Origin of the sequence: Hymenobacter sp. (assembly GCF_036387835.1) — a bacterium.
Taxonomy (GTDB): Bacteria; Bacteroidota; Bacteroidia; order Cytophagales; family Hymenobacteraceae; genus Hymenobacter.
Genome location: NZ_DASVSY010000104.1, coordinates 1 through 22,498, shown reverse-complemented (window position 1 = coordinate 22,498; position 22,498 = coordinate 1). Strand labels below are relative to the sequence as shown.

Annotated in this window: 21 protein-coding genes and 2 pseudogenes; 7 read left to right on the top strand and 16 right to left on the bottom strand. The window is 57.1% G+C overall.

Annotation, left to right across the window (positions count from 1 at the left end; translation table 11 throughout):
* Positions 1–40: 40 nt before the first annotated feature.
* From VF639_RS19820 to VF639_RS19790, 7 genes are all read right to left on the bottom strand, one after another.
* Positions 41–922 carry a 4-hydroxy-3-methylbut-2-enyl diphosphate reductase gene (locus VF639_RS19820; protein WP_331147676.1) on the bottom strand — a complete coding sequence of 294 codons (882 nt, stop codon included), beginning with the start codon at positions 920–922 and terminating at the stop codon, positions 41–43.
* Between the two features lie 105 nt (positions 923–1,027).
* The gene (cmk, locus tag VF639_RS19815; RefSeq protein ID WP_331147675.1) at positions 1,028–1,756 is read right to left on the bottom strand and encodes a (d)CMP kinase; all 729 of its coding nucleotides are present in this window, start codon (positions 1,754–1,756) and stop codon (positions 1,028–1,030) included.
* Between the two features lie 2 nt (positions 1,757–1,758).
* A complete protein-coding gene (locus tag VF639_RS19810) occupies positions 1,759–2,169 on the bottom strand; it encodes a hypothetical protein (RefSeq protein ID WP_331147674.1) in 411 nt (136 codons plus the stop codon).
* 114 nt (positions 2,170–2,283) lie between these two features.
* On the bottom strand, positions 2,284–2,679 hold the full coding sequence (locus tag VF639_RS19805; RefSeq protein ID WP_331147673.1) for a hypothetical protein: 396 nt from the start codon (positions 2,677–2,679) through the stop codon (positions 2,284–2,286).
* A 10-nt stretch (positions 2,680–2,689) separates the two neighbouring features.
* Positions 2,690–3,343, bottom strand: a complete 654-nt coding sequence (locus VF639_RS19800) for a hypothetical protein (RefSeq protein ID WP_331147672.1) — start codon at positions 3,341–3,343, stop codon at positions 2,690–2,692.
* 86 nt (positions 3,344–3,429) lie between these two features.
* Entirely contained in the window at positions 3,430–4,101 is a 672-nt protein-coding gene (locus tag VF639_RS19795) for a hypothetical protein (protein ID WP_331147671.1), read from the bottom strand.
* Positions 4,102–4,154: 53 nt separating this feature from the next.
* Complete coding sequence (locus VF639_RS19790; protein ID WP_331147670.1) at positions 4,155–4,313, bottom strand: hypothetical protein; 159 nt, start codon at positions 4,311–4,313, stop codon at positions 4,155–4,157.
* Between the two features lie 84 nt (positions 4,314–4,397).
* Between VF639_RS19790 and ade the strand changes: the two genes are divergently transcribed.
* Entirely contained in the window at positions 4,398–6,053 is a 1,656-nt protein-coding gene (ade, locus tag VF639_RS19785) for an adenine deaminase (RefSeq protein WP_331147669.1), read from the top strand.
* Between the two features lie 172 nt (positions 6,054–6,225).
* Here the strand turns inward: ade and VF639_RS19780 are convergent, their stop codons facing one another.
* Together VF639_RS19780 and VF639_RS19775 are read right to left on the bottom strand one after the other, a co-directional pair.
* Positions 6,226–6,636, bottom strand: a complete 411-nt coding sequence (locus VF639_RS19780) for a response regulator (RefSeq protein WP_331147668.1) — start codon at positions 6,634–6,636, stop codon at positions 6,226–6,228.
* A 61-nt stretch (positions 6,637–6,697) separates the two neighbouring features.
* A pseudogene (locus VF639_RS19775) lies at positions 6,698–7,672 on the bottom strand (PLP-dependent cysteine synthase family protein); the annotation flags it as partial.
* A 251-nt stretch (positions 7,673–7,923) separates the two neighbouring features.
* Between VF639_RS19775 and sucD the strand changes: the two are divergent.
* Entirely contained in the window at positions 7,924–8,805 is an 882-nt protein-coding gene (gene sucD, locus VF639_RS19770) for a succinate--CoA ligase subunit alpha (RefSeq protein WP_331147667.1), read from the top strand.
* Positions 8,806–9,038: 233 nt separating this feature from the next.
* Here sucD and VF639_RS19765 read toward each other — a convergent pair whose 3' ends face one another.
* Positions 9,039–9,764: a hypothetical protein gene (locus VF639_RS19765; RefSeq protein WP_331147666.1), complete on the bottom strand. Its 726-nt coding sequence runs from the start codon at positions 9,762–9,764 to the stop codon at positions 9,039–9,041.
* A 558-nt stretch (positions 9,765–10,322) separates the two neighbouring features.
* Between VF639_RS19765 and VF639_RS19760 the strand changes: the two genes are divergently transcribed.
* The gene (locus VF639_RS19760; protein ID WP_331147665.1) at positions 10,323–13,103 is read left to right on the top strand and encodes a family 78 glycoside hydrolase catalytic domain; all 2,781 of its coding nucleotides are present in this window, start codon (positions 10,323–10,325) and stop codon (positions 13,101–13,103) included.
* A gap of 39 nt (positions 13,104–13,142) precedes the next feature.
* On the opposite strand, the gene VF639_RS19755 is transcribed toward VF639_RS19760, so the two are convergent.
* The gene (locus tag VF639_RS19755; protein WP_331147664.1) at positions 13,143–13,907 is read right to left on the bottom strand and encodes an outer membrane beta-barrel protein; all 765 of its coding nucleotides are present in this window, start codon (positions 13,905–13,907) and stop codon (positions 13,143–13,145) included.
* 142 nt (positions 13,908–14,049) lie between these two features.
* Between VF639_RS19755 and VF639_RS19750 the strand changes: the two genes are divergently transcribed.
* The 4 genes and pseudogenes from VF639_RS19750 to VF639_RS19740 all read left to right on the top strand — a co-directional run bounded on the left by VF639_RS19750 (position 14,050) and on the right by VF639_RS19740 (position 16,585).
* Positions 14,050–15,450, top strand: a complete 1,401-nt coding sequence (locus tag VF639_RS19750) for a mercuric reductase (protein ID WP_331147663.1) — start codon at positions 14,050–14,052, stop codon at positions 15,448–15,450.
* Between the two features lie 63 nt (positions 15,451–15,513).
* Positions 15,514–15,714, top strand: a pseudogene (locus tag VF639_RS25430) (GNAT family N-acetyltransferase); the annotation flags it as partial.
* Between the two features lie 55 nt (positions 15,715–15,769).
* Positions 15,770–16,048, top strand: a complete 279-nt coding sequence (locus VF639_RS19745) for a GNAT family N-acetyltransferase (protein ID WP_331147662.1) — start codon at positions 15,770–15,772, stop codon at positions 16,046–16,048.
* Positions 16,049–16,120: 72 nt separating this feature from the next.
* Positions 16,121–16,585 (top strand): hypothetical protein, encoded by a 465-nt coding sequence (locus tag VF639_RS19740; protein ID WP_331147661.1) that lies wholly within the window; start codon positions 16,121–16,123, stop codon positions 16,583–16,585.
* 2 nt (positions 16,586–16,587) lie between these two features.
* Here the strand turns inward: VF639_RS19740 and VF639_RS19735 are convergent, their stop codons facing one another.
* From VF639_RS19735 to pheT, 5 genes are all read right to left on the bottom strand, one after another.
* A complete protein-coding gene (locus VF639_RS19735) occupies positions 16,588–17,268 on the bottom strand; it encodes a hypothetical protein (protein ID WP_331147660.1) in 681 nt (226 codons plus the stop codon).
* Between the two features lie 284 nt (positions 17,269–17,552).
* Complete coding sequence (gene rny, locus VF639_RS19730; RefSeq protein WP_331147659.1) at positions 17,553–19,250, bottom strand: ribonuclease Y; 1,698 nt, start codon at positions 19,248–19,250, stop codon at positions 17,553–17,555.
* Positions 19,251–19,384: 134 nt separating this feature from the next.
* Entirely contained in the window at positions 19,385–19,675 is a 291-nt protein-coding gene (locus VF639_RS19725; RefSeq protein ID WP_245121825.1) for a cell division protein ZapA, read from the bottom strand.
* A gap of 36 nt (positions 19,676–19,711) precedes the next feature.
* Positions 19,712–20,008 (bottom strand): hypothetical protein, encoded by a 297-nt coding sequence (locus VF639_RS19720; RefSeq protein WP_243800066.1) that lies wholly within the window; start codon positions 20,006–20,008, stop codon positions 19,712–19,714.
* Between the two features lie 125 nt (positions 20,009–20,133).
* Positions 20,134–22,498 (bottom strand): phenylalanine--tRNA ligase subunit beta (gene pheT, locus VF639_RS19715; protein ID WP_331147658.1); only part of this gene is annotated, 2,365 nt, incomplete at its 5' end.

Genomic DNA, 22,498 nt, shown 5'->3' with positions numbered 1-22,498 from the left:
AAAAACAAACTCACCATCTCACCATCTCACTATTTCACCTTCAGACCGTTTCCGGCACCTGCTCAATACGTTCTTTCACGCGCTGCATCAGCCACATGGGTGTGCTGGTGGCTCCGCAAATGCCGACTGCCTCAACTCCCTGAAACCAGTCTTCGTCTATTTCCTGCTCGTTCTCGACAAAGTAGCTGCGCGGGTTGGTTTTGTTGACCACCGAGAACAGCGCCTTCCCGTTCGAGCTTTTGCGGCCACTCACGAATATCACTACGTCGTGCTCGGCGGCAAACCGGGCCAGAGCCGGCTCCCGGTTGCTTACCTGGCGGCAGATGCTGTCGTTGGCATCGAAAAACTCCAGCGAGCCGCCAGCCGCTTTGATACGCTCCTCGATAACGGCCTTCATGTGGTAGAATCCGGCCGTGCTCTTGGTGGTCTGGCTGAAAAGCGTAACGGGCCGGGAAAAATCCACCTGGTCGAGGTCGGCCTCGGTCATAACGATGACGGCACGGTTGCCGGTCTGGCCATTCAGGCCCGCTACTTCGGCGTGGCCGGGCTGGCCATAAATAACGATTTGGCCATTCTGGCGCTTGCTGGTATCGAAGGCGTGCTTCACGCGGTTCTGAAGCTTGAGTACCACCGGGCAAGAGGCGTCAATGAGCTCGATGTTGTTGCGCAGGGCCAGCTGATAGGTTTCCGGTGGCTCGCCGTGGGCCCGGATAAGAACTTTGCAGTCGTGTAGTTGCTCGAGTTGGGTGCGGTCAATGATGCGCAGGCCCTGCTCGTGCAGGCGCTCCACTTCCATGCGGTTGTGCACAATGTCGCCGAGGCAATACAGGGTTTCGTCGTGGGCCAGTTCGTCTTCCGCCATCTGAATAGCGAATTCAACCCCAAAGCAATATCCGGAATTCTTATCGATGGTAACGTTCATGGATTCTAGGTGCGTAGGTGCGTGGTACTTGGTGCGTAGTGCTGGCTTGAAGGTCCTCACAATTCTAATGCCTAAGCACTACGCGCTAAGCATCAGGCACTAATCTTATACAACCACTTCGTTGCCGTTCCGTTCATTGTCGGCGCTGGAAGCCAACGCAAACAGCATCGCCGACACGCGTTCCAACACAAAATCCACCTGCTCGTCGATCATCATGTGCGTGGTATCGAGCATGACGGCATCGGCGGCCCGGCGCAGCGGGCTTTCAGTACGGGTCGAGTCGAGGTGGTCACGCTTGCGCAAGTTTTCCACTATCTCCTCTACGGCTACTTGCTCGCCTTTCAGCGCCAACTCGTCCCGTCGCCGCTCGGCGCGGGTTTGCACTTCGGCCGTCATAAATATTTTGACCTCGGCATCCGGAAAAACTGTGGTGCCAATGTCGCGGCCATCCATTACCACGCCCCGTTTGCGGCCCATGCGCTGCTGTTGCGCCACCATGGCGTGGCGCACGGCCGGAATACTCGATACTTCACTCACTAAATTGGAAATGCGCATCTGCCGGATTTCATCTTCCCGAATACGCCCGTCGAGGCAGAGTTCGTTGCGCCCAGTTTTGCGGTTGCGCTTGAAGGTGATGTGCATCTCGTGCAAGGCCTGCTCTACGCGAGGCAAATCGTCAAAGCGGATATTGTTTTCGAGCAGATACAGCGTCACGGCGCGATACATGGCCCCGGTGTCGATGTAGGCGTATCCAAGCTCGGCGGCCACGGCTTTCGCCGTAGTGCTTTTGCCGCACGAGGAGTAGCCGTCGATGGCAATGACGATTTTTCTCATAGTTACATCGGTCGGCGGAAAACCGGTACTGGTACCGGAATCCAGGTTCTGCGGGGTGGTGGCGAGTTCAGAAGCCTGGTTGGCAAGGAAGTGAAAAACTCCGCTACCGACTCGGCCATTCCCCGCTTAAACTGTTGTTCGATGATGAAATTGGGATGCAGAAAGCAGTTTTGACCGATCTGCACGCCCGCTGTGCCGCGGGTGTCAGTGCGCCACCAGCCCCCAAAGCTACGGATGATACACTCGCCTAAAAAACATCCCAACGCATTTACCACCGCGTCGCGGCTTTCGGCCGGCACGTTAGGCCGTTCGTTTTCAATGAAATCGGCCAGCGCCTGCACCGCCTTTTCATCAAACTGAGTTAGGTTAAGATTTTTTCGTACGGCTTCGGCCGCTTCTTGCAAATGGCGCATGGGTACAGGAGTTGATATTTCATCTGAAATGACTATAAACCCCCTGTTTACAGCCCCCCAGGTTGGTCTAATCTACTGCCTGTGGAGTTTACCCCCTATTTTTTTCAGTGAATTTTACGAAATCCACTGTCTACGCCCCGGATTTGCCAAGTGAATGGGTACTGACGCAAAAAAAGCAGCCACCGATTCAGGCAGTCCTTTTTCGAACTGCTCGGCTACGCGAAAGAACGGATTGAAGAAGTGCTGCTGATCGATACCGACGCCAGTCGTGCCGTCGGGTCCCTGCGCCCACGTGCCGCCGTAGGTTTCCACGAGGCACTGCCCCAAAAAGCAGCCTAACGCCGTTGTTACTCCTTGTCGCTCGGTGGTAGGGAGGGTGCTGCGTTGGGCTTCGATGAAGTCGGCTAGCTGCTGCACGGCCGTGGCATCGTAGGCACTGGCCTGCAATTGTTGGCGGACGGCTTCGGCGGCAGCGCGCAAGGCGGCAGTAGGAGATTCGGCGGCAGACATCAGCGTAAAGTTAACGAGTAGGACGGGCAGTAGATTCAAGAAACTGACGCGTCTGCCAATCGGTATACCGCTCGAGCAGCTGCGCGGCGTCGCGCCGAAGGCGATACTGGTTGGCCCGCAAGCCCGCCGCCAGCTCCAGATTGTTACTGAGCAGCGTCAGCATCAGCTGATTGAACTTTGCGGTATTGGTGGGCAGCACCTGCCACGCTTCCTGGCCGCGCCGGAGCAGCAGCCGGCTGGAAAGCGCGGAGACAAGCGTAGCAGGCCGCGGCGGGTCGTAGTCGAGCAACTGAAAGCTGCCGCCCCGATATAGCTGCCGCGCAAAGGCCACGGGCACCAACCGGGGCCGGTGCTTGAAGAGAGAGCGACGGATGGGCACAACGAAGTCGTGCACGGCAACCACGGTATCGCCCATTACTACAAAACGTCTCAATTCGGTAGGAGAATAGGCTTTGTAGGTGCTGCCCGCATCACTCATATATACCCGATCGTTCTGCCAGTCTTCTATTTGCACCGCATGCCATATCCCGTCGAGGCCCTGGTAGGAACCGGAGTGCCCGGCACCACGGCGCAGGGCCGCATCTTCAATAGGTGCGGGCGTAGGCGCAGGAAAGGCCACGGGCCTGCGTTGTGCTTGCGCGCCGCCAGCAAGAGCAACCAGCACAAGGAACGCCGGAAGGGGTAGAATGCACCTCATGTCTATTAGGAAGCAGATCGGCAACTGAAAAACAAGGACACTTCTTGCATTTTCTACTTGGGAGGCTGGCGCTTCCAATTCACGTACAACGCTACAATTTGCTTGGTGTGCTTAGCTCTTAAATCGCCGGCTTGAAGCTGTTTTGCCAAGCCCGGATGGTCCCCAAAAAGAGCCAGCATCATCCGCTCAAACTCTTCGCGCTTCACTGGTACAGCCATAATCTCCGTCCCGTGGCTGAGCATTAGGCCATCCCCGTTCCACTCCGGGGAGTTTATACCGCCCCACTGGTAGGCGGTTAACAGATATCCCCCTCCGTTGTATATCTGCTTCATGAAGCAAGCCGCCACTTGCTTATCGGGCTTTTTCGGATCGGCGAAGTTGCGTACCACTCGAAAAGTGTCGGCCCTAACAGCTAGCATCTGCATTTCACTCGCCAGCAGAATCTTTTTCTTTTTGCTTCCCTCTTCCTGAAGATGTACTCTCTCTAAGCCCTCCATCCATATTTTAGCAGGATGCCAGCTTTGATCGGGTAATTGATATTGCCCTTTGCCAACCTCAGACATGCCGCTGGCTGCTGAAATTGCGCCCATAGTTGCCAACCGCACACCTGCGCTAATCAGCCCAACCTGCGCTTGTGCTCCCGCGCTTATCAGAAGCCCAACTATAAGGAATGATAGCACACGGCATTTTGTAAACCGGCTGGTAGCGGTAGAGCTTTTATTCATGAACTAGAAAACAAACTACTATAAATAATGTGAGCTAGCTGATACTCACGGAGCTAGTGACTGTCGCAGGGGCAGGGAATTTTGCCGATGGCGGCTTTGCGCTTATAGGACGCGGTTTTCTTCTGCTGCGGCGTGCGACTGGCGCAGCCGGTAGTAGCAAGGCCCGAACCTAGGAAAAGGGCCGTTATCAATAGGGTGGCAATCTTTTTCACTGGCGCAGATTTCTACAAATATATGGTTCTTTACTGGTCTGCCGCTCTTTGGCGGCCAGTCTTGTACAGCTTCTCCCCCAACTTATGTCCGCCGAATTTAGTTTACAGGCCAACGTCATCGATCTGTTTGCCAATACCATAGCTCCTGCCGTTGTACACGTAGCCGATGGCCGTATCCGAGCCATCGAGCCAACCGGTGCCTCCGAGCCGGACCCTAGCCTACCGTATGCGCTGCCGGGCTTCGTGGATGCGCATGTGCACATTGAAAGCTCGTTGCTGATACCGGCCGAGTTTGCCCGGCTGGCAGTGGTGCACGGCACGGTAGCCACGGTGTCGGACCCGCACGAAATCGGGAATGTGTTGGGCGTGGCGGGCGTGGAGTTCATGCTGGAAAGCGGCCGGCAAGTACCGTTTAAGTTCTGCTTCGGGGCGCCGTCGTGCGTGCCGGCTACGCCTTTCGAAACGGCGGGTGCCGAAATAACGGCGCCGGACATCGAGCAATTGTTCCAGAACCCGGAAATCGGCTATCTGGCGGAGATGATGAACTGGCCCGGCGTGCTCAACCGTGCCGCGGACGTGATAGAGAAAATCAGGCTGGCGCAGCAGTACGGCCGGCCCGTCGACGGCCACGCCCCCGGCCTGCGCGGTGCCGACGCCCAACGCTACGCCGAAGCCGGCATCAGCACCGACCACGAATGCTTCACCGCCGAAGAAGCCCTCGACAAGCTGGCCGTGGGCATGAAAATTTTGATCCGGGAAGGCTCGGCGGCCCGCAACTTCGACGCGCTGATTGACTTGCTGCCCGAGCACTACGAGCACCTGATGTTTTGCTCCGACGACAAGCACCCCGACACGCTGGTGCTCGGCCACATAAACCAGCTGGTGCAGCGCGCCGTGGCTCGCGGTCAAGACGTACTGAAAGTACTGCGCGTGGCTTGCCGCAACCCCGTCGAGCACTACCGCCTGCCCGTCGGCCTGCTCCGCGCCGGTGACCCCGCCGACTTTATCGTGGTCGACAACCTGACGGATTTCCGGGTGCGGCAAACTTACTTGAACGGTGAGTTGGTAGCCGAAAGCGGCAATACCCTCCTTGCATCGGTGCCCGGTCGCGTCGTCAACAACTTCCACGCCTACCCCGTTAGTGCCGAGGATTTCCAGCTTTCTGCGCCCAACCAAACCCAGGCAACCATCAGAGTAATTGAGTGCTTCGATGGCCAGCTTATCACCGCCCGCCACGACCTGCCGGCTCGCGTAGAAAACGGCTTGGTAGTACCCGATGTCGCAGAAGACACGCTGAAGCTGACCGTCGTAAACCGCTACCAGGCTGCTCCGCCAGCGGTGGCCTTCATCAAAGGTTTCGGCTTGAAACACGGCGCCCTCGCCAGCAGCGTCGGCCACGATTCGCACAACATTACCGCCGTTGGCTGCGACGATGCGAGCCTGGCGCGGGCGGTGAACCTGGTAATGGAGGCGCGCGGCGGCCTGGCGGCCGTCGGGGCCAACGGCGAAGAACTGGTGCTGCCGTTGCCGGTAGCGGGCCTTATGTCGGAGCAGGACGGGTACCGCGTGGCAGAATCCTACGCCGCTATTGATGCGCTATCGAGGCAGCTTGGATCTCCGCTTGGGGCGCCGTTTATGACGCTTTCCTTTATGGCGCTGCTGGTTATTCCGAGCCTGAAACTAAGCGACAAAGGGCTGTTCGATGGCGAGGCCTTCCGGTTTGTGGAGGCGGTGGTGTAGCTTGGTGGCGTGGACCTCACCCCCTAGCCCCCTCCTCAGAAAGAAGGGAACTAGCTGTAGTTCTAACTCAAAAAAAAGAAGGCCCGCTAGTTGTCTAGCGGGCCTTCTCTACTTTTACTAGTATCGTTTTTTAGAGCTGGTTCCCTCTCCCCGAGGAGAGGAGGTGGGGTCCTTAGAACCGCTTTTTCAGCAGCTTCTCCATTTTTTCCTCGGTTAGCGGCTTGGCCAGATACTCCACATCCGGGTATTGGGCGACGCGGGCGGTATCGGCGGCGTGCATGGAGGTAGTGAGGACGGCCATGACGGTTTTTGCTTTCGATTGGTCGGGTAGCGCGTCATAAAGCTTTAAAAACTCGAACCCGTCCATGCCCGGCATTTTCAAATCAACGAATACCAGTGCGGGCACGGCATCTGGGTCAGCGGACGCTTCATTTTCACCCCACAGAAATTGAAATGCCTGCTCGGCTTTGCGGAAGGTGTGCACTTGGTCGGCCACGTCGAGACGACTAAGCAAGCGGTTGTTCAGAAAACTAGTGGTTTCATTGTCATCAACCAGTACAATGCTGCGCAACTTCTTCGACATAAGCGGTTTGTTTTTCAATAAGGCACGAATGGGGACAGGCGTTGAATCAGGATTGGTTTTACAACCAACCTTGCTCCCGCATCCAATCATCGTTGTAAATCTTACCCAAGTACCGGGTGCCATGGTCAGGCAGGATGACAACCATAGTGTCGTCTTCCTGAAGGTGCTGCCGGGCGTATTCCAGCGCCCCGTACACTGCCGAGCCACAAGACCATCCGACGAACAAGCCCTCTTCCTTCGCTAGGCGGCGCGTCATGACGGCTCCGTCCTGGTCTGTGACTTTGATGAACAGATCAATGACGTCGAAGTTAACATTCTTAGGCAAAATATCCTCGCCAATGCCTTCGGTCTTATAAGGATAGATTTCGTTTTTATCGAAAATCCCCGTTTCCTTGTACTTCTTGAACACCGAGCCGTAGGTGTCGATACCAACGGTTACGAGGTCGACGTTTTGCTCCTTCAGGTACTTGGACGTGCCGCAGATGGTACCGCCGGTACCCACGCCGCAGGCCAGGTGCGTGATCTTGCCCTCGGTCTGCTCCCAAAGCTCGGGGCCGGTGTTTTCGTAGTGCGCCGCCGTGTTCGAGAGGTTGTCGTATTGGTTGGGGTAGAACGAGTTAGGCGTTTCGGCGGTGATGCGGCGGGCTACCGAGTAATAAGAACGGGGGTCGTCGGGCTCCACATCGACGGGGCAAATCACCACTTCGGCGCCCACGGCCCGCAGGATGTCTTGCTTTTCTTTGCTTTGCTTGTCGCTCATCACAAATATGCACTTGTAGCCTTTGGTGATGGCCGCTAGTGCCAAGCCCATGCCGGTGTTGCCGGAGGTGCCCTCCACAATAGTACCGCCAGGCTTCAGAATACCCGCTTTTTCGGCGTCTTCTATCATCCGCACGGCCATGCGGTCCTTCACTGAGTTGCCGGGGTTGAAGTATTCTACTTTGGCCAGAACGGTGCCTTTGATACCGTCCGCAACCTTGTTGAGCCGCACCAGGGGCGTGTTGCCGATGGCCTCGACTATATTATTCAGGTACATGCGAGGGGGAAAATGATTGGTGAGAGTGGGGCCGCAAAGGTACGAATTTCGGTTGGGAGGCGTCCGCTAACATTCCGATACAGAAGGAATTTGCGTGAAGTCGTTTGACAATCCGGCTTAGATTCCTCCTGCCTCGGAATGAAAAGTATCACCTTGCTACCGCCACAAAAAGGGCTACTTTTGCGCACCGGCTGCTTTAACAGCCCTTTTTTGCACCTCCAACCGCACGTTACCCCTAACCCCCTCTCTCCATGAGTGTTCTGGTCAACAAGGATTCTAAAGTGATTGTGCAGGGCTTTACTGGCTCCGAAGGCTCGTTCCATGCCCAGCAGATGATTGAATACGGCACCAACGTGGTGGGCGGCGTTACGCCCGGCAAAGGCGGCACCCAGCACCTCGACCGGCCGGTGTTCAACACCGTAGCCGAAGCCGTAGAGCAAGCCGGCGCCGACACCAGCATCATCTTCGTGCCCCCAGCTTTCGCCGCCGACGCCATCATGGAAGCCGCCGACGCCGGTATCAAGGTCATCATCACCATCACCGAAGGCATTCCGACCAAGGACATGATTGCGGTGAAAGAATACCTGAAAGGCCGCGAAGGCCTGCGCATGATCGGTCCGAACTGCCCCGGTGTCATGACGGCTGGTGAGTGCAAAGTGGGCATCATGCCCGGCTTCATCTTCACGAAAGGCAAAATCGGTATCGTCTCGAAATCGGGCACGCTGACTTACGAAGCCGTAGATCAGCTCACCAAGGCCGGCCTCGGCCAAACCACCGCCATCGGCATCGGCGGCGACCCCATCATTGGCACCACCACCAAAGAAGCCGTGGAGCTGCTCATGAACGACCCCGAAACGGAAGGCATCGTGATGATCGGTGAAATCGGCGGCGGCATGGAAGCCGAAGCGGCCCGCTGGATTCAGTCGACCGGCAACAAAAAGCCCGTAGTAGGCTTTATTGCCGGCCAAACTGCGCCTCCCGGCCGCCGCATGGGCCACGCTGGCGCCATCGTCGGTGGTGCCGACGACACGGCCGCTGCTAAAATGGCCATCATGCGCGAGTGCGGCATCCACGTAGTGGATTCGCCCGCCGAAATCGGCGACACGATGCTGCGCGTATTGGGGGGGAAGTAATTTCTGTTTGGTTCTATGTTTCATGAAAGAGCCCGGGCGTCAGTCGGGGCTCTTTCGTTATTGTCGGTACTGTAGGGCTTTAAATAGGTAACCACCCTGTCATTCCAACATTCCGCGCCTCAAGCGGCGAGAGGAATCTGAATTGAAGTCGTTGAACAGCCTCCTCAGATTCCTCTCGCCGCTTGAGGCGCGGAATGTTGGAATGGCAACGTCCGGACAGCTTCTTAAATAAGCTACTCAGGCACAACGGCCGCTTCGCGGTGGCGGAATAGCTGAGGCCGGACCACTACGCCCACGCTGATCAAGGAGCTGGAAGGTGCCAGCTTTCTGCTGTCCGGGTTTTCAAGATGGGTGCGGCCCGGCAAAGACAGTCCGAGGGTGGCAATGCCCTGCACGGGGCCTCGCCCCACCCTAACGAACAAGCTCGGCTCCAGAAAAAACTTGTTTGGTGACTGAATGGGGGTGTTGTTGCGCAGCAGCTTGTGGTAGCTTATCAGCATACTTCGCACCGACAGGCCGTAGCTAACTTGGGGGCCTTGCTGCGCCACGTACACCTGGCCGTAGTAGCGCAGGTAGCTGGCCTTATATTGCACGAGAGGGCCGAAAAGCGGGATAATAAGGAAGAAGCTTTCAATGTTATTGCCGTACACCTCGGCCTTAGCCAAGCCAACGCCCCCGAGCGCGCCTAGGTAGGTGGCTTGCTTTTCGCCTAGCAGCCGGTAGGTACCCAAGCCTAGCCCGGCCTGCCAGTGCACGTTTTTGTAATTGGTTGTGATGCTGTTCCGGGTTTCGCTGCCCTCACTGGTTTGCAGCGCGGTTTCGCCTACCACCAGCAGTCGACCAGCCGGCAACCAGGCGGCTCCCGCTTCGAGGCTGGAAAAACTGCGTATCGCAGCCGTAGCTTCCACCTCGCCTTTGGCCCGTAGCAAGGGCGTACTAGGCACTGTGGGCACGTACACGGCGCAGCCAGTAAGTGTGCAGGGCAGACACCAGGCTATTAATAAAGCTCTTCCCATATCAGGCACAAATCTTAACTGACTTGCGACTTTAAGTTGCTGGTCTTTCCAGCGCCAACCAAATGAATTTCGCAGCTTTTCAGACTTCTTGCTGATAGTTGTTCCATTGGTTTAAGTACTTAAAAGCCGTATCCGTAAGCAAAAAATCAAGCTTCGGGCGGCCAGCTATCTGACTTCTGCCTATGCTGAGCTACTTAGCGTCCATACAACTAGGAAGTTGTCATTCCTCCTTTGTCGGAATGACAATCCTATTCACATAAGCTTCTTAAGAGCCTGAGCCGGCCGCCAAAGCGCAAGGGGCAGGTTCTGATCTTTCCAGGAAGTGCTAAAGCTGCTTGTAATGGCTAGCCTTTGCCTGAAGCAGCAGTCCTTGTTCTAGTTCAGGAGAGTACATAAAAGCTGAGTTGCCTGTACCACGTAGCATTACCAGATACTTGGCTTCAACCGGTCAGGATTGGCTAAGCTTCTTGCTTGTTTTTCCCGCGACCTATACCTACCCTGATGCATAAATTCCTGCCTATTTTCCTCGTTTTGCTGCTCACTGCTTGCGGCATCCTAAACAGCCACCCGGCGCAAGCGGCCAACCTCACGCCCACCAACCTGCGGTGCGACAGTCGCGAGAATCCGTTGGGAGTGGAGGAAGCTAAGCCCCGGCTGAGCTGGCAACTGGAATCTTCGAAGCGCGGGCAGCGGCAGAGCGCCTACCAGGTTTTGGTGACAGCGGAGGCAAACGGAAAAAACACCACGATTTGGGATTCCGGCAAAATCTCTACCGACCAATCCATTCAGGTACCATATGCTGGCCAGCCGCTGCAAGCGGCGCGGCACTACACATGGCGGGTGAAAGTGTGGGACCAGGCCGGCAAGGCCTCCGACTGGAGTAAGCCGGCTACCTGGCAGATGGGCTTGCTTTCGAAGGCGGATTGGGGCGCTGCGCAGTGGATAGCCCTGGCCGAGCTACCCGCAACCCAACGCGTAGCACCCGGCGTGAATGATACTAAGGGCATGGAGCCAATTCCCGGCCAACCTACTTCAAGCCCTTTGCCGCAGTTTCGCAAGGAAATTCAGGTGAGTAAGCCACTGAAGCACGCCACGGCCTTTATTTCCGGTTTGGGTCACTATGAGATGAGCTTGAACGGCCAGCCGGTGAAAGACCATTTCCTGGACCCCGGCTGGACCAACTACGCCAAGTACTCCCTCTACGCCACCTACGACATAACCAAGGAACTGAAGTCGGGGCCTAATGTGCTCGGCGTACAACTCGGCAACGGGTTCTACAACATCCCGCGCGAGCGGTACCGCAAGCTAGTAGCCGCCTACGGCAACCCCAAGGTTATTTGCCGGCTGCAACTGGAATACACCGATGGCACTACGCAGGAGGTGGTTACCGACCAGAGCTGGAAGGTCACGCAGAGCCCCATTACGTTCAGCAGTATCTACGGCGGCGAAGATTGGGATGCCACCAAGGAAATAGCCGGCTGGCAAGTTGCTGGCTTCAACGATGCCGGCTGGCAAACGCCCGTAGTAGTGCAGGGGCCACCCGCGCTACTTTCCCAAACGGCGCCGCCGGTGAAAATCATGCAGACTTTTTCGGTGGTGAAAGTAACTCAGCCCAAGCCCGGCGTGTGGGTGTACGACCTTGGCCAGAACGCCTCGGCTATTCCGCAGATTTCGGTGAAGGGTGCCGCCGGCCGGGTGGTGAAAATCACGCCTGGCGAATTTCTCAACGACCAGGGCCTGGCCGACCAGACCAACTCCGGCGACCCGCACTACTACCAGTACACTCTCAAAGGCCAAGGCACCGAAACCTGGCGTCCGCACTTCACTTACTATGGCTTCCGCTATCTGCAGATAGAAGGTGCCGCCCCCGCCGATGCACCCGTGGCCAACCTGCCCACCCTTACGCAAGTACAGAGCCTGCACGTGCGCAACTCCATGGCCCAGGCCGGCACGTTCAAATGTTCCAACGACCTGTTCAACCGCACGAACACGCTCATTGATTGGGCCATCCGAAGCAACGTAGTGAGCGTGATGACCGACTGTCCGCACCGCGAAAAGCTCGGCTGGCTGGAAGAAACCCACCTCATGGGTAGCTCGGTCCGCTACGAGTACGACATTGCCAACCTGTGCCGCAAACTAGTGCACGACATGGCCGCGGCCCAGACGCCGGCTGGCCTGGTACCTGACATCAGCCCCGAATTCACGGAGTTTGGGGGCGGCTTCCGCGATTCGCCGGAGTGGGGCAGCGCCGGGGTGCTCATGCCCTGGTACGCCTACCAGTGGTACGGCGACCTGCAAACCCTGACCGAGCACTACCCCATGATGAAGCAGTACGTGGCGTTCCTCGGCACCCAGGCCAAAGACAACATCCTGACCCACGGCCTCGGCGACTGGTACGACCTGGGCCCCAAGCACCCGGGCCCCTCCCAGCTCACGCCCCGCGGCGTAACGGCCACCGCCCTCTACCACCTCGACCTGACGGTACTGGAGAAAACCGCCCGCCAACTCGGCAAAACTCAGGAAGCCGACACCTACCAGCAGCAAGCCGCCCAGGTCCGCCAGGCGTTCAACGACAAGTACTTCGACAAAACGAAAATGCAGTATGCCACCGGCAGCCAAACGGCCAACTCCCTGCCGCTCTACACAGGCATTGTAGCACCTGAAAACAAGGCCGCCGTGCTGGCTAATCTGCTGAAGGATTTGAAAGACACGCAGTACCGCCTCACCGCCGGCGACATCGGCTACCGCTACCTGCTGCGGGTGCTGGAAAATGAGGGTGCCTCCGAGGCCATTTACTTGATGAACAACCGCTCCGACGTGCCTGGCTACGGCTATCAGCTCGCTAAAGGCGCTACTTCCCTTACCGAGTCGTGGCAGGCACTGCGCACGGCCTCGCACAACCATTTCATGCTCGGGCACCTGATGGAATGGTTCTATAGCGGCGTAGGCGGCATCCGGCAAGACGAAAAAAGTCCGGCTTTCAAAGCCATTATCATCCGTCCCGAAGCTGTTGGTGACCTGACCTCGGCCCAAACCAGCTACGCCTCCCCCTACGGCCCTATCCGCACCGACTGGATGAAGCAAAACGGCCGTTTCACGCTGCAAGTCGATATTCCGGCCAACACCACCGCCACCGTCTACCTGCCTACCGCCACCGCCAACACCATCACCGAAGGCGGCAAAGCCCTCAGCACCCAGCGCGACATCCGCGTAGTGGGAACCGAAAACGGCCGAACCGCCCTAGCCGTTGGCTCCGGCCGCTACCAGTTCGAGTGCCGATGATAGGGTAATGAGGAGTGACGGTCATGCTCAGCTCATTCTTTACTTCCGTCCTTCTTGGCCGCCTACGTTTACTATGATGCCAAACTGAAATACCGAGTTAGAGGCTTTCAAAAACTTGCGGGTGCGCAGGCCAAAATTGCTGCCGCTGATGAATTGGAGTTGGAGCGGGCCTACTACCTGGATGCGGGTGTAGGTGATGGGTTCTAGGAAAACGTTGTCTTCAGGGGGTTGGGCAAGACCGCCCAGACGAAAATCGTTGAGTTGCATGTAACTGGCGCGCAGGGCCGTGCCGTAGTTGAAGTCCCAGTCGCGGCCCAAGGCGCGGAAGCTTTTTTCGTCTTTGGACGTGTAGTTTACTTGCACGAAATACTTTTTGAGCTTTCCTTCCGCGGTTTGCTCGGTGATGTTGGTTTCGTTGTTGAACCGGGCGCGCTTGGTGTTGCCTGCGCCCAAGCCCCCATATACCTCCAGTACGCGCCGGTCTTTGCGCAGACGCGTGAAGTAACCCACACCCGCTTCCACAAAGTCATGATCTACAGACTCGCGCTCGGCTTTATTACCGAAAAAGCTCTGCTTTTTATCGGAGTGCAGAAAGGAGGCCGAACCCATGACGCCTATATGTTCGCCAACGGCATAAGCACCCTGTAGAGCGGTGTTTTGGCTGAAATTGGTATGCACCCCAGCGCTCCATTCGCCCTTTTGCGTGAGCAGCGGCACCTGCGGCGGCGGTGGAAAATAAAGCGACGAACAACTAGCCAACAAAGGTAAAATCAACACGAAAAACGCACGCAGCAAACGAATCATAATAGGCGGGCAGGACAGGAAATTTGAAGGCCAAACGCACAAAACTATACTTCGTTGTGTGGCCGCAGGCTCCACAGTTGCGTACAGTTTAAATAGGGAGTTGCTACTGAGGCAGCCCCTTATTGTTCAAACTTCGCGTTTTATGCCCAATACTTCTTACGATGCCCTCATTATTGGCTCCGGCCAAGCCGGTAATCCACTGGCTACTGCTCTCGCCGATGCGGGTCAGCGGGTAGCTCTCATCGAGGAAAATCTGCTTGGCGGTTCCTGCATCAACTACGGTTGCTCCCCGGTGAAAGCCATGCTGGCTTCTGCCGAGCGGGCCCACCAACTCCGCACCGCCTCCGACTTCGGCATCAAGGGCACTGAACCGAGTACCAATATAGCTGCCGTAGTAGCCCGCAAAGACGAGATAATCGGGAAGATGCGCGAGGGCGTCCGCAGCAACCTCACCAAAGAGCACAAAGGCATTACCGTGTTCGAAGGGCACGCTGCCTTTACCGGCCCGCGCAGCCTCCTCTTCACCCCGCCCACCGGTCAGTTGCAGGAACTGAGCGCCAAGCGCATCTTCATCAACACCGGCACGCGTGCTGCCATCCCCGACATTGAAGGGCTGGAAGGGTTGCCTTATCTGACTACCACCCAGCTGCTTGACCTGAAAGAGCTACCCAAGCACCTACTTATCTTGGGAGGCGGCTACATCGGCCTGGAGTTCAGCCAGATGTATCGGCGTTTTGGTTGTGAAGTGACTATCATCGAATCGGGCAACCAACTGCTGGAGCGCGAAGACGATGACGTATGTGAGGCCCTGAGTAAGATCCTAACCGACGAAGGAGTAGAGATTGTGCTTGGCGCCAAGGTGCGGCAGGTCTCACGCAACGCCGAAGGCATCTTCACGCTCACGGGCAGCACCAAGCAGGGCGAGCGGCGCCTGCGCGGCACCCACCTGCTGGTCGCCACGGGCCGCACCCCCAACACCGACACCCTCAACCTCGATAAAGCCGGCATCAAGCTCGATGAGAAAGGCTTCATCGAAGTCAATGAGCGGCTGGAAACCAACGTCCGCGGCGTTTATGCCCTCGGCGACATACACGGCGGCCCCCAGTTCACCCACATCAGCTACGACGACTACCGCGTCGTCCGCGACAACCTGCTCACACGCAGCAAGCGCCGCTCGGCCAAGCAACGGCCCCTCCCCTATTGCGTGTACACCGAGCCACAGCTAGGGCGCATCGGGCTCAACGAAGACCAGGCCAAGGAGCAAGGCATCAACTACCGAGTGGCCTCGATGCCCGTTGCCACCATCGGGCGCGCCCGCGAAACTGGCCGCACCGAAGGCTTTTGGAAGGTGTTGGTAGACCCGCAGGACCGAATCATCGGCGCCTCCGTGCTTTGCGCCGAAGGGGGCGAGCTAATGACTATGTTCCAACTGATTATGATGGGCAAGCTAAAATATCAACAGTTGCAGAACATGGTCATTGCCCACCCAAGTTGGGCTGAAGGCTTGAACAACGTATTCGCGAAACTGGCTAAACCAGAATAGCAGAAGCTCTTATTTTCGAGCGTCTTCTTAGGGCTATCATAGCTCCACCTTACCTCGAAGCGCATGAAAATATTTGCCGAAACAGAACGCCTGCTATTGCGCGAGTTTCTAGCCACTGACGCGCCGGGGATGTTCGCGCTAGACTCCGACCCGATAGTACACCGCTACCTAGGCAACAAGCCAGCGCAAACCATCGGGCAAAGCCACGAAACCATAGCCTTCATTCGGAAGCATTACGTGGAAAACGGCATTGGCCGGTGGGCAGTTGTTGAAAAATCAACCAACCAATTCATTGGTTGGGCCGGCCTGAAGCTGGTGCGTGAACCCATCCCACCACGTCGATTTCTACGATGTAGGCTACCGGTTTATTCGTCAGCATTGGGGTCAAGGCTTTGCAACGGAAGCGGCGCGGGCCTCAGTGGATTATGGGTTCGAGGTGCTGCAGGCGCCCGTACTCTACGCCATAGCCGACATACAAAACGAGGCCTCGCGGGCAGTACTCGCCAAGGTGGGTATGCGCCACATGGGCGTCTTCGACCATGAGGGCGTGCGCACGGCGTGGCTGGAGGCTAAACGTCCGCCGCTGGACAAGGGTTAGGCCAGCTATTGGAGCCGTGGAGCAAGCCGCTACCTTGCCTTACTTTATTTTGAAACGCAATTGCTCTGGCTTATGCAGCTAAAATCGCACTTCATTGTTCTGACTTGCCTGAGCACAACGCTGGTAGCCTGCAAACAAAAAGCGGTTACCTCTACTACGCCAGCACCAGCCGTAGCAACCAACACAGACACAGTTCTACCGCAAGCAGCCCCACTCCTAGCCTCAGCTACCTATGCAGGCACGTACACGGTGCAGGACACGGCGGTATGCGCCTTCTCTATCACCATCACCAAGCAGGCCAGTACCTACCGGTTTGCTATGGGTAAGACGCGTGGGCAGGTTCAGGTAGAGCGGCAAGGCGCTGAAACTTACCTTATTTTTTTAGGTCTAAAAGGCGCCGACCCGCAAGACGATGTAGAAGCTTTTTGGCAGGACAGCCTGCTACTTATCCAGAACTACGGCAACTCTATGAACCAGTATACACGCTTTGAGCAGTGCGACGCCAAGTATCTGGAACTGGTTCGGCAGCGGCAATAACGTTACTGGCTCTTCTGGACGAACAGATGCGGCAACAGAACAACGCTTACCGCCAGAAAGCCCCGCCCATCTTTGATGAGGTGGCGCTCATAAGACTCGTTCGGGTCATACTTACTTCGTGGCACGCCTGAAGCCCCCCATGCAACCTGCAACCGCAGCCATGGTACAGCGCCATCTTCGCGGCCAAATAGAAAGAAGATCATCGGTTCGATGCGCGTCATATGCCGCAGACCGAGAGGCTGGTAGTTGTAAGTCAGGGAGGAAAACGCGACGCGCGACAGCCGATAAGAGAATCCCATAGTTGCCCGGCGGGTCCAATAGGAAACAGCTGCTTCGCCATACAGCCTGTGGTAGCAGGCATACAGATCCACCCGCCTGGTCTGATTAAGCAAGTCGTTGTAGTCAGAATAGCCGCTGCTGCTGCGAGCCTGGCCGTACCCGCCTAGCCCACTTATCAACCAATGATTCCCAAGCGGATAGTAGCCGCCAACTCCTACTTCATATTGCCGGATACGGAAGTAAGTGGTGTCCCGGTCGTCGGTTTTGATGCCTCCTGCTGCTCGGACCAACAAATGCTTTATCGGCGAATAAGTGGCTCCCACTTCCCACCGCCCATTCAAGAACGTAGTACCCTGCACTTCCACCTCGCCTTTATTGCGGATTTGCGGAGCGGCGGGTAGCATAGGAGCATACACGGAACAACTGCTAAATACTACAAGCAAGGTTAGCAGCAGGAAACAGCAATGGCGAAGTAACAGTTGGAGCATATATACAAGGTAACACTAACACAAAACAATTGAAGTTCAATCACTATAAGGAAGCTCTCAAGCAGTGTAAGAAGGCTAAAAAGCTGGGTGGGCTCAGTAGCAGGATACCTGATAAAGCAGTTTGGTTGCACAACTAAAAGCATAAAAGCTGTCGCGGCCGGAACCACAACAGCTTTTGCAATGCGTATTTAACTCTGTTCCTACTTGGCGTAGGCGACAGCCCGCATTTCGCGGATTACAGTAATCTTGATCTGGCCAGGATACTGCATTTCCTTCTCGATTTTCTGCGAGATTTCGTAGCTCAGCTCTTGCGCCCGCTCATCCGATACGTTGTCGGCGTTGACCATCACGCGCAACTCGCGGCCGGCTTGGATGGCGTAGCACTGCAATACGCCATCGAAGCTTACGGCCGTTTCTTCGAGCTGCTTGAGGCGCTTGATGTAGCTCTCCATCATCTCGCGGCGGGCACCTGGGCGCGAGCCGGAAATGGCGTCGCAGGCCTGCACGAGGGGCGAAATCATGGCCGTCATTTCCATCTCGTCGTGGTGGGCGCCGATGGCGTTTACTACGTCGGGGTGCTCTTTGTATTTCTTGGCCAGTTCCATGCCCAAGATGGCGTGGGGTAGTTCGGGCTCTTCGGTGCTTACTTTGCCAATGTCGTGCAGGAGGCCGGCGCGCTTGGCGTGCTTCACGTTCAGGCCGAGTTCGGCGGCCATAGTGGCGCAAAGGTTGGCTACTTCGCGCGAGTGCTGGAGCAGGTTTTGGCCGTAGCTGGAACGGAAACGCATCCGGCCGACCATCTTAATCAGCTCGGGATGCAAGCCGTGGATACCGAGGTCGATGATTGTTTTCTCCCCAATTTCCACGATTTCCTCGTCGATGTTCTTGCGGGTTTTGGCCACAATTTCCTCGATACGAGCCGGGTGAATCCGACCGTCTTTCACCAGCAAGTGCAAGCTCAGGCGAGCCACCTCGCGGCGCACCGGGTCGAAGCCGGAGATGATGATGGCTTCGGGGGTATCGTCCACAATGATTTCCACCCCCGTAGCCGCTTCCAGCGCCCGGATGTTGCGGCCTTCGCGGCCGATAATCTTGCCCTTCACGTCGTCGGACTCGATGTTAAACACCGACACGCAGTTTTCAATGGCATGTTCTGCGGCGGTGCGCTGGATTGTTTCCAGCACCACTTTCTTGGCGTCTTTGGTGGCCGAGAGTTTGGCTTGCGCCACCACATCTTTGATGTAAGAAGAAGCTTGAATCTGCGCCTCGTTCTTCAACGACTCTACCAATTGCTCGCGCGCTTCGGCGGCCGTCAAGCCCGAAATAGTTTCCAGCTGGCTCTGTACTTGGTGCAGTTGCTCGTTCAGGTGATGCCGGGTCTGCTCCAGCTCGGTTTCCACTTCTTCTTCGCGCTGCTGAAGCTTAGCTAGTTGCGTTTCTAGCGTGGCGCGGCGCTTCTCGTCTTGGGCCTCCAGCTTTTCGCGCTGCGCTTGGCTCTGCGTTTCTATTCGCTCCCGAGTGGCATCTAGCTCGGTTTCTTTGCGCTGAATCTGCTCTAGCTGCCGCTGCGTGGTGTCGGTCAGCTTCTTGATGGCTTGCTCTTGCTCCACTACGGTGGCGCGGCGCTCGGTCAGCTCCTGCTCCAGGGCCTGCTTTTGGCGGCGGCTCTCTAACTCAAACTCTTGCTTAAGGGTACGAAACTTGTCTTTTGATTGCTGAATCCGCTCGTCGCGGGTGCGGTTGGCTTGCAACTCGGCTTCGGCCAGCAGTTGTTGAGCGCGGGCTTTGGCCTCGGCTTCGTGGTCCTTGTTGGCCTTTCCGGCCAGCAAGCGCCCCACCACGATGCCGACCACAAGGGCCAGCACAGCGGCTAAGACAATATAGATAGTAGTAGACATGAGCTATGGTTTTGGAAGGGGTGATTGAAAACCATAACCAGCAGTAGGGCCATATGCCAAACAACCCCGCCGCGCCTATTGCACTGTCGGGGTTACGAGCTAAAATTACGCTGGTGCGTCGTCTGTTTCTCTTTTCAGACGAGCACCACTCCTGATAGCAGTTCATCGAGACGCGCTAGGCGTTCGGTTAGTACTGTATCAGTACCATCTTTTTCCTTGCTGACTTTCAAACGGTCAGCCATCGTGGACAGCGCAATCATGGCCAGCAGGTCTTGCTTGTCCTGAATGCCGTATTGCTCGCGAAACTCCTTGATCCGCTCACCTAATAGGCGGCCAGCCATACGCAACCGTTCCTCGTCTTGAGGTTCGACGCGCATTGGGTAGTCCCGATCGGCTATGCGGATTTTGATGGATAGTTCGCTCATGGGAGCAGTCGTGGGTGGGGTGGATGGTGGCGGCGGTTACTCCCTCAAATAGGCAAGGCACTTATCTATTTCGCGGATGTATTCGTTGAGGCGCAGTTTTAGCTCGTTGACATTGGCCGGTTCTCCGGCTATGGTATTGACAAGTTTAACTATATTCTCCTGATTCTGGAAATCCTTGAGTTGCCGCTCCCGGTCGCGCACGTCGGCCCGGAGCTGCTCGACCGTAGTTTGCGCATCGGCCAATTCCTCGCGCAACCGCTGATAGGCAGACACTAAGGTGTTCACCTGCCGCTCCAGGCGGTCGAGTTGAGCAAGCTGCTGAGAGGAGGCCATTTTGTTGGTTTTTGGTTATTTGTTTTTGGTTTTTTGCTTCAGCTAAGGATTCAGCTTGCGACGACAAGTTATTTGGCAGGCCGTACAAATACGAAAAACCAAAAACAAATAACCAGAAACCAACCTTACCGCCGGATAACCGCGCCGGCTTGTTGCTCGAACTGCTGAATCAGGCGCTGCATCACCGAGTCGATGGCTTGGTCGGTTAGGGTTTGGGTGGCGTCCTGAAGCAGGAAGCTTACCGAATACGACTTCTTGCCCGCGCCCAGGTTTTCGCCTTCGTACACGTCGAACACGTTCACCGATTGCAGCAGCTTCTTCTCGGTGCGGCGGGCTATCTGTTGGAGCTGGTCGAAGGTGATGGTTTTGTCGACCACCAACGACAGGTCGCGGCGGACTTCCGGGAACTTGGGCAGCTCCCGGGCCACGAGGCTGTTCTTGTACTTCTTCACCAGCCAGTCCCAATCCAGCTCGGCGTACCACACCGGCTGCGTTACATCCACTTGCTTGAGCACTGCGCCCGACACGGCCCCGAGCTGCGCCACCGGCTGATTTTGAGTTAGCAGCGTCAGGCCCCCGGCCAAGTAGGGATGCTGCACCAGCTGCGAAGTAGGCGAGTTGAAGCCAAGCGCCGCCAGCACCTGTTGCACCGCTCCCGCCAGTTGGTGATAGGTCGCCTTCTCCGACTTCTGCTGCCAGGTTTCGGCAGTGGTGTTGCCGGTTAAGTAAATCACCAGCTGGTTTTTTTCCTGGTACTGACCGTCGGCTACGCGGTGGTAGGTTTTGCCGAACTCGTAAAGCTTCAGGTCGCGCTGGCGGCGGTTGATGTTGTAACGCACCACTTCCAGGCCGCTGTGCAGCATGGTAGGGCGCATTACGTCGAGGTCGGCGCTGTTGTAGTTGAGCAGCGGCACCAAGGCCTCGTTCTTCTCGCCTGGCTTCTGGAAGTAAGCGGAGTTGGTGATGGAGTTGGTGATGATTTCCGAAAAGCCCATTCCACTCAGCAAGCGCGAGGTATTCTGGCGCAGGATTTCCGCGTCAGGCTTCGCGAAGCTAGCCAGAAACGAAGCCGAGTTGTGCGGCCGCAAGGCCACATGATCGAAGCCATAGATGCGCAGAATCTCCTCGATGATATCGGCCTCGCGGGTCACGTCCACCTTGTGCGGCGGCACCGATAGAATCCATTCGACGTGGCCGTTGGCGTCCTGATTTTCCTCGGCAATCAGAATATCAAGGTCGGTCAGGATTTGACGGATACGCTCGGGCGCAATGAACTGACCGACCAGTTTCTCAACACGGGGCAAACGCAAACGCACCGGCGTGTGGCCGATGTGCGTTGGGTACTCGTCCACGATAGGTGCGGCCACGGTGGCACTAGCCACTTCCTGGAGCAGCAAGGCAGCCCGCTTCAGGGCTGGCAGCACCATATTCGGGTCGGTGCCCCGCTCGAAGCGGAACGAGGCATCGGTTTTTAGTTGATGCGTTTGGCTGGTTTTGCGCACGGCAGCCGGCTGGAAGTAGGCGCTTTCCAGGAACACGCGGGTGGTTTCATTGGACACGCCCGACGTCTTGCCCCCGAATACACCGGCCAGGGCCATGGGCGCGCCGTTGGCATCAGCAATAACCAGGTCTTCGCCCTTGAGCGTGCGTTCGGCGCTGTCAAGCGTCACGAACTTCTCGCCGGCGGCGGCGCGCTTCACCCGAATCTGGTGGCCCGTAATCTGGTTGGCATCGAAAGCGTGCAGGGGCTGGCCCAACTCGTGCAGCACGAAGTTGGTGACGTCCACCACGTTGTTGATGGGCGAGAGGCCAATGCTGCGCAAGCGGCGCTGCAACCACTCCGGCGACGGTCCTACCTGCACGTTCTCTAGTAGCACCCCCGCGTAGCGCGGGCAAGCTTCGGCGTCCTCAATCGTGACGACTATGTTTTGGGTGGCTTCGGTGGGCGCGTGAAACTTACTTACGTCGGGCAGGTGGCAGGGCTGGCGCAGCAGGGCGCGCAGCTCGCGGGCTACGCCGTAGTGGGAAGCGGCGTCGGCGCGGTTCGGTGTCAAACCGATTTCAAATACCGAATCAGAGCCCAAGCCGAAATAGTCGGCGGCCGGCGTGCCGTTGGGCAGCTCGGTGTCCAGCACCATGATACCAGCGTGCGACGCGCCGAGCCCGATTTCGTCTTCGGCGCAAATCATGCCTTCGGAAGCAGCACCCCGAATCTTCGACTTCTTGATTTTGAATGGTTCGCCTTGGCTCGGGTGCAGCACGGCGCCATCCAGAGCCACTACCACGCGCTGGCCGGCGGCTACATTGGGCGCGCCGCACACAATCTGGCGAGGCGTGCCGTCTCCCACGTCTACTGTGGTAAGGCTTAGCTTATCGGCATCGGGGTGCTTCTCGCGGGTAAGCACCGTGCCGAGCACCACGCCCCGCAAGCCACCCGGCACGCTTTCCAGCTCTTCGATGCCTTCCACTTCCAGCCCGGAACCCGTCAGC

What these genes read in the sequence shown, in the direction of transcription:
- VF639_RS19750 (WP_331147663.1), top strand. Translation starts at nt 14,050, where the DNA reads ATGCCCAATACTTCTTACGATGCCCTCATTATTGGCTCCGGCCAAGCC.
- VF639_RS19740 (WP_331147661.1), top strand. Translation starts at nt 16,121, where the DNA reads ATGCAGCTAAAATCGCACTTCATTGTTCTGACTTGCCTGAGCACAACG.
- VF639_RS19780 (WP_331147668.1), bottom strand. Translation starts at nt 6,636, where the DNA reads ATGTCGAAGAAGTTGCGCAGCATTGTACTGGTTGATGACAATGAAACC.
- VF639_RS19720 (WP_243800066.1), bottom strand. Translation starts at nt 20,008, where the DNA reads ATGGCCTCCTCTCAGCAGCTTGCTCAACTCGACCGCCTGGAGCGGCAG.
- cmk (WP_331147675.1), bottom strand. Translation starts at nt 1,756, where the DNA reads ATGAGAAAAATCGTCATTGCCATCGACGGCTACTCCTCGTGCGGCAAA.
- VF639_RS19760 (WP_331147665.1), top strand. Translation starts at nt 10,323, where the DNA reads ATGCATAAATTCCTGCCTATTTTCCTCGTTTTGCTGCTCACTGCTTGC.
- sucD (WP_331147667.1), top strand. Translation starts at nt 7,924, where the DNA reads ATGAGTGTTCTGGTCAACAAGGATTCTAAAGTGATTGTGCAGGGCTTT.
- VF639_RS19725 (WP_245121825.1), bottom strand. Translation starts at nt 19,675, where the DNA reads ATGAGCGAACTATCCATCAAAATCCGCATAGCCGATCGGGACTACCCA.
- VF639_RS19735 (WP_331147660.1), bottom strand. Translation starts at nt 17,268, where the DNA reads ATGCTACCCGCCGCTCCGCAAATCCGCAATAAAGGCGAGGTGGAAGTG.
- VF639_RS19805 (WP_331147673.1), bottom strand. Translation starts at nt 2,679, where the DNA reads ATGTCTGCCGCCGAATCTCCTACTGCCGCCTTGCGCGCTGCCGCCGAA.
- rny (WP_331147659.1), bottom strand. Translation starts at nt 19,250, where the DNA reads ATGTCTACTACTATCTATATTGTCTTAGCCGCTGTGCTGGCCCTTGTG.
- VF639_RS19820 (WP_331147676.1), bottom strand. Translation starts at nt 922, where the DNA reads ATGAACGTTACCATCGATAAGAATTCCGGATATTGCTTTGGGGTTGAA.
- VF639_RS19755 (WP_331147664.1), bottom strand. Translation starts at nt 13,907, where the DNA reads ATGATTCGTTTGCTGCGTGCGTTTTTCGTGTTGATTTTACCTTTGTTG.
- VF639_RS19810 (WP_331147674.1), bottom strand. Translation starts at nt 2,169, where the DNA reads ATGCGCCATTTGCAAGAAGCGGCCGAAGCCGTACGAAAAAATCTTAAC.
- ade (WP_331147669.1), top strand. Translation starts at nt 4,398, where the DNA reads ATGTCCGCCGAATTTAGTTTACAGGCCAACGTCATCGATCTGTTTGCC.
- VF639_RS19795 (WP_331147671.1), bottom strand. Translation starts at nt 4,101, where the DNA reads ATGAATAAAAGCTCTACCGCTACCAGCCGGTTTACAAAATGCCGTGTG.